This window comes from Stenotrophomonas sp. GD03819 (genome assembly GCF_029841665.1).
Taxonomy (GTDB): domain Bacteria; phylum Pseudomonadota; class Gammaproteobacteria; order Xanthomonadales; family Xanthomonadaceae; genus Stenotrophomonas; species Stenotrophomonas geniculata.
Genome location: NZ_JAOCEW010000009.1, coordinates 103863 through 121032 on the forward strand (window position 1 = coordinate 103863; position 17170 = coordinate 121032).

Consider the following 17170-nt stretch of genomic DNA (forward strand, 5'->3'; position numbering starts at 1 on the left):
ATCACGTCGCTCTTTTTCCTGATCGATAAGCTCGACCCATGACCACCCTCCTGATTGCCGATGACCACCCGCTGTTCCGCGAAGCCCTGCGTGGGGCCGTGCAGCGGGTCATCCCGGGCGTACAACTGTTCGAGGCCGACAGCGTGGAAGCACTGTACGCGCTGGCCGATCAGCACAACGACGCCGACCTGGTCCTGATGGACCTCAACATGCCGGGTGCGCAGGGCTTCAACGCACTCGTGCACATGCGCTCACTGCATCCGCAGCTGCCGGTGGTGGTGGTGTCCGCGCGCGAAGAAGCCACGGTGATGCGCCGCGCGCTCGACCACGGTGCGCTCGGCTTCATTCCCAAATCGGCCGACTCGGACACCATCGGCCATGCACTCGGCACCATCCTCGATGGCGAGACCTGGGCACCGCCGGAGGCGCACAACGTGCCGCCCACCGGCAGCGAAGAACGCGAAGTCGGCCAGCGCCTGCGCGAGCTGACCCCGCAGCAGTTCCGCGTCCTGCAGATGCTCGGCGCCGGCCGCTTGAACAAGCAGATCGCCTACGACCTCAACGTCTCCGAAGCAACGATCAAGGCCCACGTCACCGCCATCCTGCGCAAGCTCGGCGTAACCAACCGCACCCAGGCCGTGCTGATGGCCGGCAAGCTGGCCATCGACGACGACGCCATCGTGCTGCCGCCGGAAGAAGACTGATTGTGACCGACTATGGAGCCGAGCATGGGCTCGGCTCTACAGACGTCATGATGCCCCTGTGGAGCCGAGCCCACGCTCGGCTGCTCTTTGCCTCAATACCAATCACTCCTCAAGCGGCCATCGACTCCACACATAGGGGTATTCCCCGATGCGCGTGGCCAGCCCAGCACGCACCGGATTGACCGCGATATACACCGCCTGCGTGTGCAGGCATTCATCGCTGCGCAGCACGTGGTCGTAGTATCCCGGCTGCCAGATCGGCGCGTTGGCATCAGCGCGCCTGCCGATGGAACGCCCGCTCCGTGATTTGAGGATCTGCATGCAGCCGGCAAGCGTGCCGGTACGGAGTTCGAACAGCCAATGCAGATGATCCGGCATGACCACCCAGGCGAGGGAGGAGGTCCGCCCCGTCCGCTCTACGGTGCGCAGGGCTTCGATCAGCAGATCGACGTTGGCCTTGTCGTCGAACCAAGGACGGCGTGCGCGTGTCACAGCCGTGATCGCGTAGACATTGCCGGTCTGCGACCAGCGACCAAAGCGGAGTGCGGGACTGGCCATGCGAAGAGGCTATGGCACGCATGACAGCCCTTCCATCAGTGCAACACCGCAATGCTTGTCAGCCAACACCCTGAGGTAGAGCCGAGCCCATGCTCGGCTGGCGCGCGAAGCAGCCGAGCATGGGCTCGGCTCTACAGGAACAGGCGTTACCCCACGCCGTGCAGGTGTTCGTACAGGATCGTCGCGCCGATGATCACCAGGATTACGCCACCGATGATCTCGGCGCGCTTGCCGACCATGCTGCCCAGCACGCGGCCGAGCATGATGCCGACGGTGACCATGGTCAGCGTGCACAGGCCGATGACTGCGGCCATCACACCGATATGCACGTCCATGAAAGCCAGGCCGATACCCACCGCCATCGCATCGATGCTGGTGGCGAAACCGGTCAGCGCCAGCTTCCAGAAGCCGTGGTGCTGCGAAGGATCTTCGTCTTCCTCGGCGCTGTCCGGACGCAGGCCGTTGTAGATCATGTGGATGCCCAGCGCACCGAGCAGGCCGAAGGCGATCCAGTGGTCGAACGCTTCCACGTACTGCAGGGCGGCACGGCCGAGCAACCAGCCGATGATCGGTGTGATCGCCTCGATGACGCCGAAGATGATGCCGGCGCGCAGCGCATCGCGGAACACCGGCTTGCGCATGGCCGCACCCTTGCCGATCGCCGCGGCGAAGGCATCGGTGGACATGGCAAAGCCGATCAGGAGGATCGAAATGGGGGACATTGGCGGCTGCTGAGGTCGGGCTAGGACGGACGCACGGCTCGCGCTCGCGCCCAACCTGACGTTGCGCGCGCGGGCCGCTGGTCTCGCCAACCATCATGGTTGTCCACGCCACGGCGCACTGGCCGAGTGTGTTGACGTGGACGATTCCTGCGAAGGAATCCGGCTACTCCCCAAGGGGACGCGCAGCTTAGCACCGCGATTCGCGCATGGCGCATCTGCGGCGAAACGCGCAGGCAGGGCTGGTTTGTATAGCGATGGCTATATCAGCCCCGCACTGCGTGCCGGAGCCGAGCGTAGGCTCGGCTCTACAGTTGCACGTCAGGCATCGTTGTTGCCGGCATCGCGCAGCGCGCCCAGGAAGGCGCGCAGCGAGGCCGGCTTGATCGGCTTGGTCAGCACGCGGTAGCCGCGTTCGCGCGCCATCCGCTTCAACTCGTCGCGACCATCGGCGGTCAGCAGCGCGCCGGGCAACGGGTAGCCCGCAGCCTCGCGAAGTGCCACCAGCGCATCCAGGCCATCCATGCGGTCGTGCAGGTGGTAGTCCACCAGCATCACCTGCGGGCGCTCGGCGATCTTCTCCAGCGCCTGGTCGACGGTGGCGGCAGTGATCACCTGCACCTGCCAACGGCCAAGCAATGCACGCATGCCGTCGAGGATCTCCTCATCGTTGTCCACGCACAGCACGCGCAGGCCGGCCAGCGAATCGCTGCGCACCGGTGCGGCCACCGCCTGTACCGGCGTGGCCAGCTCGGCGTAGCCCGGCAACGGCGCCACACGCGGCAGGATGATCGAGAACATCGAGCCGCTGCCGACGCGGCTGCGCGCATTGAGGCGATGGTCAAGCAGGCGCGAGATGCGCTGGCAGATCGACAGGCCCAGCCCCAGACCCTGCTCGCCCCAGTCGAACGGCTGCTGGTAACGGTGGAACTCATCGAAGATCTGCCGCATGTGGTGCTCGGGAATGCCGGGACCGGTATCCCATACCTGCAGCTCCACTTCGTCGCTACGATGGCGCACTGCCAGCACGATGCGCCCCTGGCGGGTGTAGCGCAACGCATTGGCCAGGAAATTCTGCAGCACGCGGCGCAGCAGGCGGCGATCACTGCGTACCCACGCCGGGCGCGCGAACAGGTCCAGGCGCAGGCCACGACCGGCGGCGACCGGCGTGTACTGCGCCGCCAGTTCGCGCATCAACGCACTCACGTCGAACTCGCCGATCACCGGGTGCAGGCCACCGGCATCCAGCCGCGACACGTCCAGCAGGCCATCCAGCAGTTCTTCGGCCGCGCGCAGCGACGCATCCACGCGTTCGGCCAGGTGCTTCTGCTCATCGCTCACGTGGTCGCTGTCACGCAACGCCGAAGCGAACAGGCGCGCGGCGTTCAGTGGCTGCAGCACGTCATGGCTGATCGCTGCCAGGAAACGCGTCTTCGACTGCTGCGCGACCTCGGCCTCGTGCGAGCGCTCGGCCACGCGCTGTTCCAGCGTCTCGTTGGCTTCCAGCAGTGCTTTTTCCGCGTGCTTGTAGTCGGTGATGTCGTTGTAGCTGGTCACGTAACCGCCGCCGGGCAGCGCCTGCCCGCGCATCTCGATCACCTTGCCGTCGCTGCGGGTGCGCTCGAACACGTGCGGTGAACCGGCGCGCATGTAGCCGATGCGGCGGTTGATCTGCACTTCGATATCGCCCTCGCCCAGTTCGCCGCGCTCGGCGTTGTAACGGATCAGGTCGGCCACCGGGCGGCCCACGTAGAGCATCCCGTCGGGGTAGCCGAACATGTCCTGGTACCGGCGGTTCCATGCGGTCAGGCGCATGTCCGGATCGACCACGCTGACCCCGGCGCTGATGTTCTCCAGCGTGGTCGACAGGATCTCGCGGTTGAAGCGCAGCTCCTGCCCGGCTTCGTCCAGCACTGCCACCACTTCGCCCAGGTCCATGCCCGAGCCACGCAGCAGGCTGGTCAGCAACAGGCGTGCGGATGCCGCGCCGATCGACGCGGCCAGCAGGCGTTCGGTGAACTGCACCCACGGGCGGTCTGCAGGCGCGGAGGATTGCAGTTCACGGCCCAGCGACTGCGCCTGCTCGAAGAACGAACGCCGCGCATGGCGCTCGCCGACCACGCGCGAGGCCAGTGCCAGCAGATCGCCCACATGCACGTGGCCGGGCCAGCCACCGGCCACCGACGGGCGCTCGGCATAGGGGTCGAGGAACGGCGCGGCGCGCAGCCGCTCGTCCACACCGGGGCGCCAGCGCGCGGACACCAGCATCATCGTCGCCGCGTTGACCAGCAGCGACCAGAACGTGCCGTGGGTCAGCGGATCCCAGCCGGTCATGCCGAACAGCTGCTGCGGACGCAGCCACTCGATGCCGAACGGACCGTGCTGCACCCAGGCGGCATCAACCCAGCCGGCCATGGTCATCGCCGGCAGCAGCAGCGTGTACAGCCATGTCGCGAAGCCGAGCAGCATGCCCATCTCGACGCCACGCCGGCTGGCGCCACGCCAGTACAGGCCGCCGATCAGGCCCGGTGCGAACTGCGCCACTGCAGCGAACGCCATCAGGCCGTACGACGCCAGCGTGCTGTCGTTGCTGCTGGTGCGGTAGTAGCTGTAGGCCATCAGCGCCAGCAGCAGGATCGCCAGGCGGCGGATCCACAGCACGCGCGAGGCGACATCGGCGGCTTCCTGATGGTCGCCACTGCGGCGCAGCAGCACCGGCATCACCAGGTCGTTGCTGACCATGGTGGCCAGCGCGATGGACGACACGATGACCATGCCGGTGGCCGCGGAGAAGCCGCCCACATAGGCGATCAGCGCCAGCGCATTGCGGCCTTCGGCCAGCGGCAGGGCCAGCACCATCGAATCGTCGGCGACGCTGCCGCCGGTGCCGAACAGGGTCACGCCGGCGGTGGCGATTGGCAGCACCATGCCCGAGATCAGCACAAGATAGCCACCGAACATCCAGCGCGCGCGGCGCACATCGCGCACGTCACCACATTCGACCACGGCCACGTGGAACTGGCGCGGCAGGCAGATGATGGCCAGGAAACTCAGCAGCGTCTGCGAGATGAATCCCACCGGCGGCAGGCCGGTGAACAGCGTATGCACCGACTCGACCACCGCGTCGGTGCGGTTGCTCAGCCACAGGTAGGCGAACACGCCCACCGCCACCATCGCCAGCAGCTTGATCACCGATTCGAAGGCGATCGCCAGCATCATGCCGTGGTGGTGCTCGGTGGCATCGACCTGGCGGGTGCCGAACAGGGTGGCGAACAACGCCATCAGCAGCGCCACATACAGCGCCGGATCGGTGAAGAAGCCGGTCGGGCCGGTGTTGCCGGTCAGTACCTGCAGGCTCATCGCCACTGCTTTGTACTGCAGCGCCAGGTACGGAATGATGCCAATCAGCGCGATGATCGCCACCAACGCCGCCAGCCGCCGCGAACGGCCGAAGCGCGAGGAGATGAAATCGGCGATGGAAACCACGTTCTGGCTGCGCGCGATCAGCGCCAGGCGCTCGATGATGCGCCAGCCGAACAGCAGCAGCAGCAGCGGGCCGATGTAGATGGGCAGGTAGCCCACGCCGTTGCGCACGGCGGTGCCGACCGCGCCGTAGAAGGTCCACGACGAGCAGTACACGGCCAGCGCCAGGCTGTAGACCACCGGCCGCAGCCACGGCCGGTCGGGATACATCGGTCGACGGTCACCCCACCACGCCACGCCGAACAGCAGCGCAGCATAGGCAACCGAGACCAGCAGCAGGATCCAGCTGGAGACCACGCGTGCGTTTCCGTCGGAAGAACCCGCAGTGTAGGCCAGGCGTGGCCGGGGGTGCGGGCTCGTTGGGGCAACCACCCCCACCAGGGTGGGGGCCTACGCGGTGCGGGCCACGACCGTTGGTCGTGGCCGGCTCCTTACTGGGCCGGCACGCCCATTTCCTTCAGCAGCTCGGGCGCCGGGTAGACTTTGGCCAGCAGCCAGCGCAGGTAGCGCATGTCTACGTGCACGGCGCGCTTGTAGCGCGGATCGAACCACCAGCTGGCGCTGACCGACTCCCAGTTGCTGTCGAAATTCAGGCCGATCAGTTCGCCCTTGGCGTTGAGCACCGGCGAGCCGGAGTTGCCGCCGGTGGTATCCAGGTTGGTCAGGAAATTGACCGTCTGGGTCTTCAGCGCCGGGTCGGCGGTGCTGCCGAAGTCGCCCTTGGCGATCGCCGCCAGCAGCGGCTTGGGTGCGTCGAACGGATAGGCGTTGGTGTTCTTCTCGACAATGCCGGCCACGGTGGTCACCGGCGAATAGGTCACGCCATCACGCGGGTGCAGCGCCTCGACCTTGCCGTAGCTGATGCGCAGGGTGCGGTTGGCGTCCGGGTACACCGCACGGCCCTGCTTGGCACGCCAGGCGAACAGCGCCTGCATGTACGCCGGGCGCAGGCGCAACTGCTCGCCTTCGCGGGTCTTGCTCTCGTTCTCGATGCGCAGCTGCGCGGCCACCAGCGGGCCGGCCACGGCGATCAGCGGATCGGCGGCAAGTGCCTTGCCCTCGCGTGCGGCAGTGAAGCGCGACAGGCGCTGCGCCTCGTCACCCAGCTGGGTGCCGGCATAGAGGGTGCCCAGCGCCTTGGCCAGCTGCTCCGGGGTACGGCCGAAGGCCGCGTCGAACTCGGCCACGCGCTGCGCGTCCGGCAGCTGCTGGTAGCGGGTCAGCAAGGTGGTCAGCAGGGCCTTCTCGACCTCCGGTGCATAGCGGCGCTGGACCTGCTTGAGCACGCCTTCGATCATCGCCTGGTCGCGCTGCTGGTAACCGCTCTCGCGCTGCGCGTCCGGCTTGGCCGATTCGATGCGCAGGCGCTCCAGCAGCAGTGCCGAGCGCAGCAACTGGCTCTGCGCAGCCATCTGATCCAGCAGCAGGTCACGCTCGCCCACCGCCGCACCCTGCGACAGGTTGGCCAGCAGCGCCTTGATGTCGCCCTGGTACTTGCGGTCGGTGGCAGCCAGCATCGCCGTCTCGTCGGCGGCACGCTGGGCCTTGGCGTCGCTGCGCAGCAGGCCTTCCAGCTCACCGGCGGCGCGCTTGCGGTTGTTCTTCAGCGACTGCAGCTGCGAGGCGTAGCGGGTACGCGCCTGCGCATCCTTGGCGGTGGCGGCCTCGATGGTGTCGATCATCTGCTGGAACACCGACACGCGGCGCGGCAGCACGGTATCGATCTGGCCGGCGAACTCGGCGGCGGTACGGTGGCGGTAGGTGATGCCCGGGTAACCGGCGAGCATCGCGTAGTCGCCTTCCTTCGGGCCTTCCACCGACATCTGCAGGTGTGCCGGTGCCTGGTAGGGCACGTTGTCCTTGCTGTAGGCGGCCGGCTTACCGTCCTTGCCCACGTAGGCGCGCAGCAGGGTGAAGTCGCCGGTGTGGCGCGGCCACATGAAGTTGTCGATCTCATCGCCGTAGTTGCCGATCGCACGCGGCGGCGCATACACCAGGCGCACGTCGCTCAGTTCCAGCTGGGCGATGCGGTAGAAGTCGGTGCCGTAGTACATGTTGGCCACCGAGCAGCGCACGCTGCCGTCCTTCTCGCACTCGGCCACGATCTGCTTGCTGGCCGCATCCACCGCATCGAAGTAGGCGCGACCGGTCTTGCCACGCGCCTGCGCCAGCACCTGGTCGGTCACCTTGTCGAAGCCGACGGTGACCAGCACGCGGAAGTCCGGGTTGGCCGGACGCTCGTCGGCACGGTCCTTGGCGATGAAGCCACCGTTGATCAGGTCGTGCTCGGGCGAGCTGTTGTACTGGATCACGCCCATCGCCACGTGGTGGTTGGTCAGCAGCAGGCCGTCGGCGGACACGAACGAACCGGTGCCGCCACCGGCGCGCACCACCGCGCTCAGCGGCGGCGCAGTGACGTTGGCCAGGTCGGCCGGATTGCCCTTGAAGCCTGCGGCCTGCAGCGGCTTGGCCAGTTCCGGCAGCTGGGTCGGCATCCACATGCCTTCGTCGGCGTGGGCACCGGCGGCGAGGGTCAGGCCCAGGGCCAGGGCGGTGGGAAGGGCTTTGCGTGGTGACATGAGGCAATCCGGTACGACAGAACAGCCCGGGACCATAGCCGCTGGGGCCGGATGGGGCAACGGCCGATGGTTGGGGGCCTGTCAGGTAGAGCCGAGCCCATGCTCGGCTGCTCTTCCTGCAGGCCGCGCTGCGCGCGTAAGCCGAGCATGGCTCGGCTCTACAGGGATGCCACGGCGGGTTATTTCTCCCGCCGCCAGTTGATCGACCCACGGTTTTCCACCGTGCTCGATTCCACTTCCACGTCGAAGCCGCGACGCAGCAGGTACTTCAGCGTGATCACCGAACCGGCACCGACCAGCGACACGCCGTAGCCGACGTACAGCTTGGGCGAGATGTACTTGCCGACACCGATCACCGAGCCGCCCAGCGCGCGCGACTGGCTCACACCGGCGTCGTCCAGGCCCAGCTTGGCGCCCAGCTGCGAAGCCAGCAGGCCGCTGCCGGCCGAGAGCGCCGCGGAAGCCGCGTTGACCTGCTGGGTCTGGTCGCTGCTGGCACCGGTCAGGCTGCGGCCCAGCACCAGGTAGGCCAGTGCTTCGGACTGCGACATCGCCGGCTCGGACCACACGTCCGCACGCGGCTGCTGCGCACGCCCGGTCACGTCGATGCCGGCGGTGACATCACCGATCCGGCGCTCGGCACGGATGTTGATGCGCGGGTCGGACACCGCGTTGTAGTTCCAGGTGAGGTTGCCACGGGTGATGGTCAGGTCCTGCCCATACGCCTTGTAGCGGCCACTGACTTCCAGCCCGCCATTGGCGGTCATTTCGCGGCCAGGCTTGGCCCAGACCTGCATCTTGCCGGTCAGCGCACCCTTCAGGCCGAAGCCGGTCATCTTCACCTTGTCGCCAAGGCTGACGGTCAGGTCCATGTCCAGCGGCGAGGTGCGCGACTCCTCCGGGTCGGCCGGGTCCAGCACCACCACGTCTTCGGACACCGAGGTGCCACGGTCCAGGCGTTCGAGATCGATGTCGGCCTCGGGCACGTGCACGGTGCCACGCAGCTCCATCGCCGCCTTGGCCAGGGTGAAGTCGAGGTTGGGATTGGCGACGATACGCAGCTCGCTGGTGTTGGACAGCAGCACGTTTTCGCCGTGGATCTTCAGCTGCAGCGGCTGTGCATCGCCAAACCAGGACAGGCCACCATCCACGTACAGCGTGCCCTGACCAGAGTTGGCCTGCGCGGTGATCTTGGCCGAACCGTCGGGCTGCGCCACGAAGCTGCCCTTGCCCTGGTCGAAGGTCAGGCCCAGCGCGGGGAATTCACCCTTGAAGTTGCTCAGCTGCGCGTCGCCACCCAGCGACGGCTGGCCACGCGTACCACGCAGGCTGACGTGGCCCTCGATCAGGCCGGTCGGTCGCACGATGTCCGGCGAGAACAGCTCCAGCCAGTACAGCCGCGACATATTGAGGTAGAGCTCGCCGTTCAGCGGTGCACTGGCTTCCCAGCCGGTCTGCATCCTGGCATCGACGAAGCCGTTGCCCTGGAAGCCCATGCCCAGATAGCCCTTGATGCTGGCCGGGGTCATGTCGAGCTTGAGCGAGAACTGGTCATAGCGCACCAGCTCGCCGCGGGTGGTGTCCCCCACGGTGTTGCGGTTCTCACCCAGGCGCACGCCGCCTTCCTTCGAGCGCACTTCCACATGGCCTTCCCATGCATTGCCGCGCGGGCGGATTTGCGCGTCCAGGCTGACATCGCCACGCAGGTAGATGCGACGGCCGGACTGTGGTGGCAACCACGGCTGCACCAGCGCAAGCGGCAGTGCATCACTGCGCACCACCAGGCCCTCGCGCGGCCAGTTGGCCTGTGCGCACAGTGTGCCGCTGCTGGTCGCGGCCAGGCAGGCTTCGCCCAGGGTGTAGGTGCTGCCGTTGATCGCGAACGCCGCCGGTGCACGCAGCGACCAGGCATCGCCCTTCACCGGTGCGATGCGCAGCGCGGCCAGCTCGCCACGCCACTGCGCGCCCTGCTGGCGGACGCTGCCCTGCAGCTCGATCGCGCCCATCTCGTTGCGGGTCTGCGCCGCCAGGCGCAGGTTGGAGACACTGCCCTGCGCATCCAGGTTCAAGCGTTCCAGCAGCATGCCGGCATTGACCTGCTGGCCCTGGATCGCCAGCGTGCCGCTGTCGCCGCGCCATGGCAGGTGGCCCTTGATGCTCACGCTCTCGGCGCCGTAGCCGTCCCAGTTGAGGTTGTTGCCGACCAGGTCGGCGGTGATGTCCGGCGCATCGCGCGGGCCCTTCACCTGTACCTGGCCACGCAGGCCGCCATCGGCGCCCGGCAGCAGATCGCTCAGCTGCAGTGGCTCAAAGCGTGCATCGATGTCGAGGCGATCACCGACCTTGCCCGACGCGGTCACCCGGCTGCTGCCCAGCGACAGCTTCAGGTCACCCTGGCCCTGCGCGCCCTGCAGCGCGAACTTGCCCTGCGCGTCGAGGTTGCGCTGGCGCAACACGCCCTTCAACCACGGCAGATCGACCGTGGCTTCCAGCGTGCCGGCGGTACCCGGCGGTGCGTTTGCCGGCGGCGGCAGCTGGCGGCCCTTGGAGGCCAGGTTGCCGGACAGGCGGCCATTCCAGCCCGGCACGAAATAGCCGGGGTCGAAATCCTTCAGCGTGGCCTTGGCATCCCAGTCCAGCTGCGGTGCCCACGCCACCTGGCCTTCCACCTGCAGCTGGCCACCCGGCGTCTGCGCCTGCAGCTGGTGGATCGACGCGGCCTGATCGTTGCCGCGCACGTCGAAGTGCAGCTGCGCCTTCTGCGCGTCGCGCTCGACCTCGGCGCGGCCGATCGCCGCCCAGGCCTTCAGGGTACCGGCCAGACCGAAGCGTGCTTCCTTCAGGGTGACCGGCACCGGTGCGCTGCCGGTGGTGTTCGGATCGGGCGCCGGTACGTAGGTCAGATCATGGGCGACCACCGAGAAGTTGAGCTTCTGCTGGTCTTCCTGGCTGAAATCGGCGGTGCCTTCCAGGCGCACCTCACCGCCAAGCCCCTTCACCAGCAGCGGTGAGACCTTCAGCACCTGGTCCTTCAGCGACACCACCGACGGTGCGAGTTCGAGTGCCTGATCGCCCTGCTTCACCTTGCCACGCAGGTTGGCGTTGCCGCCCTTGCCGGCGGCGGTGAAGTCCAGTGCCAGTGGTGCGATCGCCGAGCTGGCCAGTGCCGGCGACAGCAGCGCCAGATCCAGCTCGTCGCTGCGGATGCTGGCGCTCCAGCTCGGATCGGTGCGGCCATCGAACACCAGCATCGCGTGCAGCGGCTTCGGCGCGCGCCCAGCTACGGCCACCTCCATGTGCGACAGGTCGCCACGGGCGACCAGGCCGACGGTGGCGGCCGTGCGGCCACGCGGCGCCGGCAGCACGGCGGTGACGGTCACGTCGGTGTCGTAGTCCTTGGCCGGGATATAGCGGCCCTGGGCAGTGAAATTGCCCATGTCGCTGTCCACCACCAGTTTGTGCGCCTGGAACTCGCCGTTGGCGATCTCGATGCCGCCACGCACGCGGCTGATGTCGATCACCGGCTCGTTGGCCTGGCTGATGCGGAAGCCATCGATGGCGATGGCATCGGCCTGGATCGCCAACGGCATCTCGATCTGCGGCAGCGAATCCGGCCACGACGGCAGCTTGAACGGCTCGTCACTCTTGGCCAGGTTCAGCGTCGCGTTGGTCAGCTCCAGCTTGTCCAGCAGCAGCTTGCGGCCCAGCAGCGGGCGCAGGTCCGGCTCCAGATGCGCACGCTCGGCGTGGAAATGGATGTCGTCGTAGCGGAAGTCGACGTTGTACAGGGTCAGCGGGCCGGCCACCGGGCCGTCCACCTTGTCCCAGGTGAAGCTGGCGCCCACCGGCAGCCGCGCCACCACCTGTGCCAGCAGCACGTCACGGCCGGCTACGGTCTGCAGCAGCCAGTAGACCGCCAGCAGGGCCAGCAGCACCAGGCCCAGCACGCCCACACCCGACCAGGCCCAGAAGCGGCGGCGGCGGTAGAAGCGCACGCGCGGCGGCGTGGTCGGGTTCGGAGTGGGTGCGGGCGTACTCACAGGTCCGCTCCGATGTTGAGGTACAGCTGGAACTGCGAATCGGGGTTGTTCAAGCCATGCGCGATATCCACGCGCACCGGGCCCACCGGCGATTTCCAGCGCACGCCGAAGCCGACGCCGGTGTGCAGATCAATGGTGTTGTCGAAGGCGCTGCCGGTATCGACGAACACCGCCGCACCCCAGGGGCCACCATTGAAATAGTGCTCGTACTCGGCCGAGCCGATCACCAGGTTCTTGGCACCCAGCGCGTATTTGTCCGGTGCAGGGGTCCGCGGGCCCACCTCGCGGTAGGCATAGCCGCGGATGCTGCGGTCACCACCGGCGAAGTAGCGCAGGCTCGGCGGCATCGCCACCAGATCGCTGGTCCAGGTGGTGCCACCCTCGCCGCGCAGGATCAGGCGGTTGCTTTCGCCCACCGGGATGTACCAGCGCAGCACCGCATTGGCCTGCACGAAGCTGGTGTCCGAGCCGGCACCTTCAACGCCGGCACGCATGGTCGCGGTACCGCTGATGCCCTTGCGCGGGAACAGTTCGTCATCGACGTTGACGTAGTCAGCGACCAGCTGCGGGTAGACCAGCGTCGAGGTGTTGTAGACCGCATCGGTGAATTCAGTGCCGGAGGCATAGCGCCAGCGCTCGCGCAGCGCGTTGATCGAGGCGATCGCGGTCCAGTGTTCGTTGATCTCGCCGCTGCGGCTGGCGATCAGCTTGAAGTTGCGCAGGTCGATGTAGTCGGTCTGCTCGTCGTAGGCGCTGGCAGCGAAGGTGTACCAGCCATCGAGCCAGTTGAAGGCCGGAATGCGGTAGCTGGTGACCAGGCTCTTGCGCTTCTGCGCATAGTCCAGCTGCGTGTTCATCTTGTGGCCGCGGTTGTTCAGCCACCGCCGTTCGATGCCACCGCGCACACCCGGGCCACTCTCGCTGCCGTAGCTCAGACCCGCGGTGTAGATGGTGCGCTTGGCACGGGTCAGCTTCACATCCACTGGCACTTCGCCATTCGCATCGGCCTGGTCGGGCCGCGGCTGGATGTCGATCACGCTGAAATAGTCCAGCTTGGTCAGCGACTCGCGCAGCCGGTCCAGCTTGCCCTCGTGGAAGTAGCTGCCCTGGTCCCAGTACACCAGCGGGTCGAACAGCTTGTCGACGAAGTAATCCTGCTCGAAACGCACCGGCCCCATGTTGTAGCGGCGACCGCTGTCCCAGGTCAGGTCGATGTCGGCGGCGTTGTCGGCACGGGTGATCTGCACCTGGCGCTGGGTGTAGTCGGCATCGAAATAACCACGTTCGGCCAGGCGACGGGTGACGGTGATCTTGCTGGCTTCGTACTGCGTGTGCTCGAAACGCTGGCCCTTGCGCGGCTTGAACGCGGCCAGGTCGTCCTGCAGGTACTGGTCGTACATCGCCGGTCCGGTGATGTCGATGTGCTCGCGGCGGACGGTCACCGGGGTGCCCTTGTCGACATGGATCAGCACGCGCACGTGCTCGTCCTCGCGCGGCGCCTCGACCTTGATCACCGGGTTGTAGTACCCGAACGGTTCCAGTGCCTGGCGGGTCTGCCGCTCGGCCTGTGACAGCAGGTACTCCAGGCGCGATTCGCCCTGTTCCTTGCCGATCGTGTCGTACAGCGACAGCGATTCCTGGATGTTCTCGATGATTGCGGCGTCGTCGCCCTTGTCCAATCCCTTGATGTCCACCTTGTCGATGGTGCCGCGCGCGTGGACCACAGAGGTGGCGGCCAGCGACAGGACCATCAGCGGCAGGGCGTATTTCTTTGGCTGCATGCGGCACAGCATACCGACCGAAGGTGACGATGCGAAATGCATCACGTCATTGGGGATCGGTTGTTAAGTGGCGGTCAAAATACGCGCCTTTGTGGCGATCGTCGTAATCGCAGGCGAGGAAGCCGGCATCGTGCGCGATGCCGGCAATGACCCCGATGGACATCCACCGGCACTACCGGTGGGTGCCAAGCTTGCTTGGCACTACATCTCAGCTCGACAGATGCTCGATCGCCGCGACCTTGCCCAGGCGCTCGCCCAGCATCGTCAGCAGCGCCAGGCGGTTGCCACGCAGCGCCGGGTCTTCGGCATTGACCATCACGCCATCGAAGAAGGCATCGACCTGCGGGCGCAGGCGGGCCAAGCGTGCCAGCACAGCCACGTAGTCCTTGTGCTGCAGGCTGGCGCCGGTGTCATCGATGGCCGCGGTGACCGCCTCAGCCAGCGCGCGCTCGGCGTCTTCCTGCAGCAGTGCCGGGTCGATCTGGGCCGGGATCTCGCCTTCGGCCTTGCGCAGGATGTTGCGGATGCGCTTGTTGGCCGCGGCCAGCGCTTCGGCTTCCGGCAGCGCGGCGAAGGTGCCGATCGCATCCAGGCGGCGGTCAAAGTCATACAGCGAGGCGGGCTTCAGCTCGGCCACGGCGTTGAAGTGCGTGGCCGGCACGCCCTTGTCAGCGTAGTAGCCCTTCAGGCGGTCAAGGATGAAGTCGTACAGTTCGCCGATGTCGGCCTGCACGTTGCGCGCGGCCAGGCCGGCGTTGGCACTGGCCAGCAGCGCGCGCAGATCCAGCTCGAAGCCGCTCTCGATGATCGTGCGGGCCAGGCCCAGCGCGTTGCGGCGCAGGGCGAACGGGTCCTTGTTACCGGTCGGCTTCAGGCCTGCGGCGAAACCACCGGCCAGGGTGTCCACGCGTTCAGCAATCGCCAGCACCTTGCCCAGCGGCGACAGCGCGATGTCGTCACCGCCGAAGCGCGGCTGGTAGGCCTCGTCGATGGCCAGCGCCACCTCGGCCGATTCACCGCCGGCCACGGCGTAGTGGCGGCCGGCGATGCCCTGCAGTTCCGGGAATTCGTTGACCATGCGCGACTGCAGGTCGTTCTTGGCCAGCTGCGCGGCGCGCTTGGCCTGCGCGGCGTCAGCGCCGACCTGCGGCGCGATCACTTCGGCCAGGGCGGCCACGCGCGCCACCTTGTCGGCCACGCTGCCCAGCTTGGCCTGGTAGGTCACCGTCTTCAGGCCGTCGCCCATCGATACCAGGCCCTGCTTCAGGTCCTCGTCGAAGAAGAACTTGGCATCGGCGAAACGCGGACGGATCACGCGCTCGTAGCCCTTGGCCACTTCGGCCACGTCCCTCGATTCGATGTTGGCGATGCCGATGAACTTCTCGGTCAGCGTGCCGCTGTCATCCAGCACCGGGAAGAACTTCTGGTTGATCTCCATCGTCTCGATCAGCGCTTCCTGCGGCACCGCCAGGAACGCGCGCTCGAAGCTGCACAGCACCGCCGACGGCCACTCGACCAGGTTCACCACCTGCTCCAGGTTGTCGTCGGTGATGCGGGCGCTGCCACCGGCCTTGGCCGCAGCGGCCTCGACCTCGGCGACGATGCGCGCACGGCGCTCGCTCGGATCGACCAGCACGAACGCAGCGCGCAGGGCTTCAACGTAGTCCTGCGGCTGCGCCAGCGACACGGTCTGGTCGTGGTGGAAGCGGTGGCCACGGCTGACGCGGCCAGCCTGCAGGCCGAACAGTTCGGCCTCGACCACGTTGGTGCCGTGCAACAGCACCAGCCAGTGCGCCGGGCGCGCGAAGCCCCAGGCGTGGTCGCCCCAGCGCATCGGCTTGGGAATCGGCATTGCCGCGATTGCCTCGCGCAGGATCTCCGGCAGCAGGCTGGCAGTGCTCGCGCCCGGGGTCACCGCGCGGTGCACGAAGCGCTCACCCTTGTTGTCGGTGGTCTTTTCCAGCGCGGTCCAGTCGATCCCGGCCTTGGCGGCGAAACCCTGCAGGGCCTTGGTCGGCTGGCCTTCGGCGTCCAGCGCGATGTTCAGGTACGGGCCCAGCACTTCGCTGTGCTGTTCCGGCTGTTCCAGGCCGACGCCCGGCAGCAGCACGGCCAGTCGGCGCGGGGTCGACAGCGGGCGCGCATCGCCCAGTTCCAGCGCGACGCCGCGCTTGCGCAGGCCTTCGACGACTCCGTCGAAGAACGCCTGGGCCAGGCCCGGAAGCGCCTTGACCGGCAACTCCTCGGTGCCCAGTTCGATCAGCAGGGGGGACAGTTGGCTCATCGGTTCGATCCTGTGATGGGGGCGCAGCGCGCAACGCGTCCGGCGCCCCGGAAGTTGAGAGAGGGAGGGAGCGGCCGTCAGGCCTTCTTCGCGCCCGGGAAGCCCAGCTTCTCGCGCTGCTCGTAGTACGCCTTGGCCACCGCCTGGGCCAGCGCGCGCACGCGCAGGATGTAGCGCTGGCGCTCGGTCACGCTGATCGCACGGCGTGCATCGAGCAGGTTGAAGGTGTGGCTGGCCTTCATCACCTGCTCGTAGGCCGGCAGCGGCAGGTTCACTTCCACCAGCTTCTGCGCTTCACGCTCGCAGGCGTCGAAACGGTGGAACAGCTCTTCCACGTCGGCGTATTCGAAGTTGTAGGTGCTCTGCTCCACCTCGTTCTGGTGGTAGACGTCACCGTAGGTCACCGGCTGGCCGTCCGGGCCGTAGGTCCAGACCAGGTCGTAGACGTTGTCGCAGTTCTGCAGGTACATGCACAGGCGCTCGAGACCGTAGGTGATCTCGCCCAGCACCGGGCGGCATTCCAGGCCACCGGCCTGCTGGAAGTAGGTGAACTGGGTCACTTCCATGCCATTGAGCCAGACTTCCCAGCCCAGGCCCCAGGCGCCCAGGGTCGGCGATTCCCAGTTGTCTTCCACGAAGCGCAGGTCGTGCACCAGCGGATCGATGCCCAGTGCCTTCAGCGAATCCAGGTACAGCTGCTGGATGTTGTCCGGCGCCGGCTTCATCGCCACCTGGTACTGGTAGTAGCGCTGCAGGCGGTTCGGGTTCTCGCCGTAACGGCCGTCGGTCGGGCGTCGCGACGGCTGCACGTAGGCCGCGTTCCAGCTTTCCGGCCCGATCGCACGCAGGAAGGTGGCCGGGTGGAAGGTACCGGCACCCACCTCCAGGTCGAGCGGCTGGATGAGCACGCAGCCCTGCTGGGCCCAGAACTGGTTCAGGGTCTGGATCAGGCCCTGGAAGGTGATCGGAACGGTCGGGGTCGCGGACATGCGTACGAGTCTTGGCCGGCAAGGGGGTGCGCT

The 17170-nt window shown here is 67.2% G+C and carries 9 protein-coding genes; 1 reads left to right on the top strand and 8 read right to left on the bottom strand.

Going from position 1 to position 17170, the window contains the following annotated elements; genetic code table 11:
* Window positions 1-38 precede the first annotated feature (38 nt).
* Window positions 39-704, top strand: a complete 666-nt coding sequence (locus N5D45_RS07570) for a response regulator transcription factor (RefSeq protein ID WP_005420420.1) — start codon at window positions 39-41, stop codon at window positions 702-704.
* A 102-nt stretch (window positions 705-806) separates the two neighbouring features.
* On the opposite strand, the gene N5D45_RS07575 is transcribed toward N5D45_RS07570, so the two are convergent.
* From N5D45_RS07575 to glyQ, 8 genes are all read right to left on the bottom strand, one after another.
* Window positions 807-1262, bottom strand: a complete 456-nt coding sequence (locus tag N5D45_RS07575; RefSeq protein ID WP_279938709.1) for a transposase — start codon at window positions 1260-1262, stop codon at window positions 807-809.
* Between the two features lie 146 nt (window positions 1263-1408).
* A complete protein-coding gene (locus N5D45_RS07580; protein ID WP_010482394.1) occupies window positions 1409-1984 on the bottom strand; it encodes a manganese efflux pump MntP family protein in 576 nt (191 codons plus the stop codon).
* Window positions 1985-2302: 318 nt separating this feature from the next.
* Window positions 2303-5761: a PAS domain-containing hybrid sensor histidine kinase/response regulator gene (locus N5D45_RS07585; protein WP_260363797.1), complete on the bottom strand. Its 3459-nt coding sequence runs from the start codon at window positions 5759-5761 to the stop codon at window positions 2303-2305.
* A 134-nt stretch (window positions 5762-5895) separates the two neighbouring features.
* Entirely contained in the window at window positions 5896-8043 is a 2148-nt protein-coding gene (locus N5D45_RS07590; protein WP_019337940.1) for a S46 family peptidase, read from the bottom strand.
* Window positions 8044-8222: 179 nt separating this feature from the next.
* A complete protein-coding gene (locus tag N5D45_RS07595; protein ID WP_164194168.1) occupies window positions 8223-12083 on the bottom strand; it encodes a translocation/assembly module TamB domain-containing protein in 3861 nt (1286 codons plus the stop codon).
* Window positions 12080-13876, bottom strand: a complete 1797-nt coding sequence (locus N5D45_RS07600) for an autotransporter assembly complex family protein (protein WP_082587830.1) — start codon at window positions 13874-13876, stop codon at window positions 12080-12082. Before N5D45_RS07600 ends, N5D45_RS07595 begins: the two co-directional genes overlap by 4 nt.
* Window positions 13877-14072: 196 nt before the next feature.
* Window positions 14073-16148: a glycine--tRNA ligase subunit beta gene (gene glyS, locus N5D45_RS07605; protein ID WP_164194171.1), complete on the bottom strand. Its 2076-nt coding sequence runs from the start codon at window positions 16146-16148 to the stop codon at window positions 14073-14075.
* Window positions 16149-16225: 77 nt separating this feature from the next.
* The gene (glyQ, locus tag N5D45_RS07610; RefSeq protein ID WP_019337946.1) at window positions 16226-17137 is read right to left on the bottom strand and encodes a glycine--tRNA ligase subunit alpha; all 912 of its coding nucleotides are present in this window, start codon (window positions 17135-17137) and stop codon (window positions 16226-16228) included.
* Window positions 17138-17170: the final 33 nt, after the last annotated feature.

Excerpts from the sequence above, each read along its gene's own strand:
- N5D45_RS07570 (WP_005420420.1), top strand. The coding sequence starts at position 39 with ATGACCACCCTCCTGATTGCCGATGACCACCCGCTGTTCCGCGAAGCC.
- N5D45_RS07575 (WP_279938709.1), bottom strand. The coding sequence starts at position 1,262 with ATGGCCAGTCCCGCACTCCGCTTTGGTCGCTGGTCGCAGACCGGCAAT.
- N5D45_RS07580 (WP_010482394.1), bottom strand. The coding sequence starts at position 1,984 with ATGTCCCCCATTTCGATCCTCCTGATCGGCTTTGCCATGTCCACCGAT.
- N5D45_RS07590 (WP_019337940.1), bottom strand. The coding sequence starts at position 8,043 with ATGTCACCACGCAAAGCCCTTCCCACCGCCCTGGCCCTGGGCCTGACC.
- N5D45_RS07600 (WP_082587830.1), bottom strand. The coding sequence starts at position 13,876 with ATGCTGTGCCGCATGCAGCCAAAGAAATACGCCCTGCCGCTGATGGTC.
- glyS (WP_164194171.1), bottom strand. The coding sequence starts at position 16,148 with ATGAGCCAACTGTCCCCCCTGCTGATCGAACTGGGCACCGAGGAGTTG.
- glyQ (WP_019337946.1), bottom strand. The coding sequence starts at position 17,137 with ATGTCCGCGACCCCGACCGTTCCGATCACCTTCCAGGGCCTGATCCAG.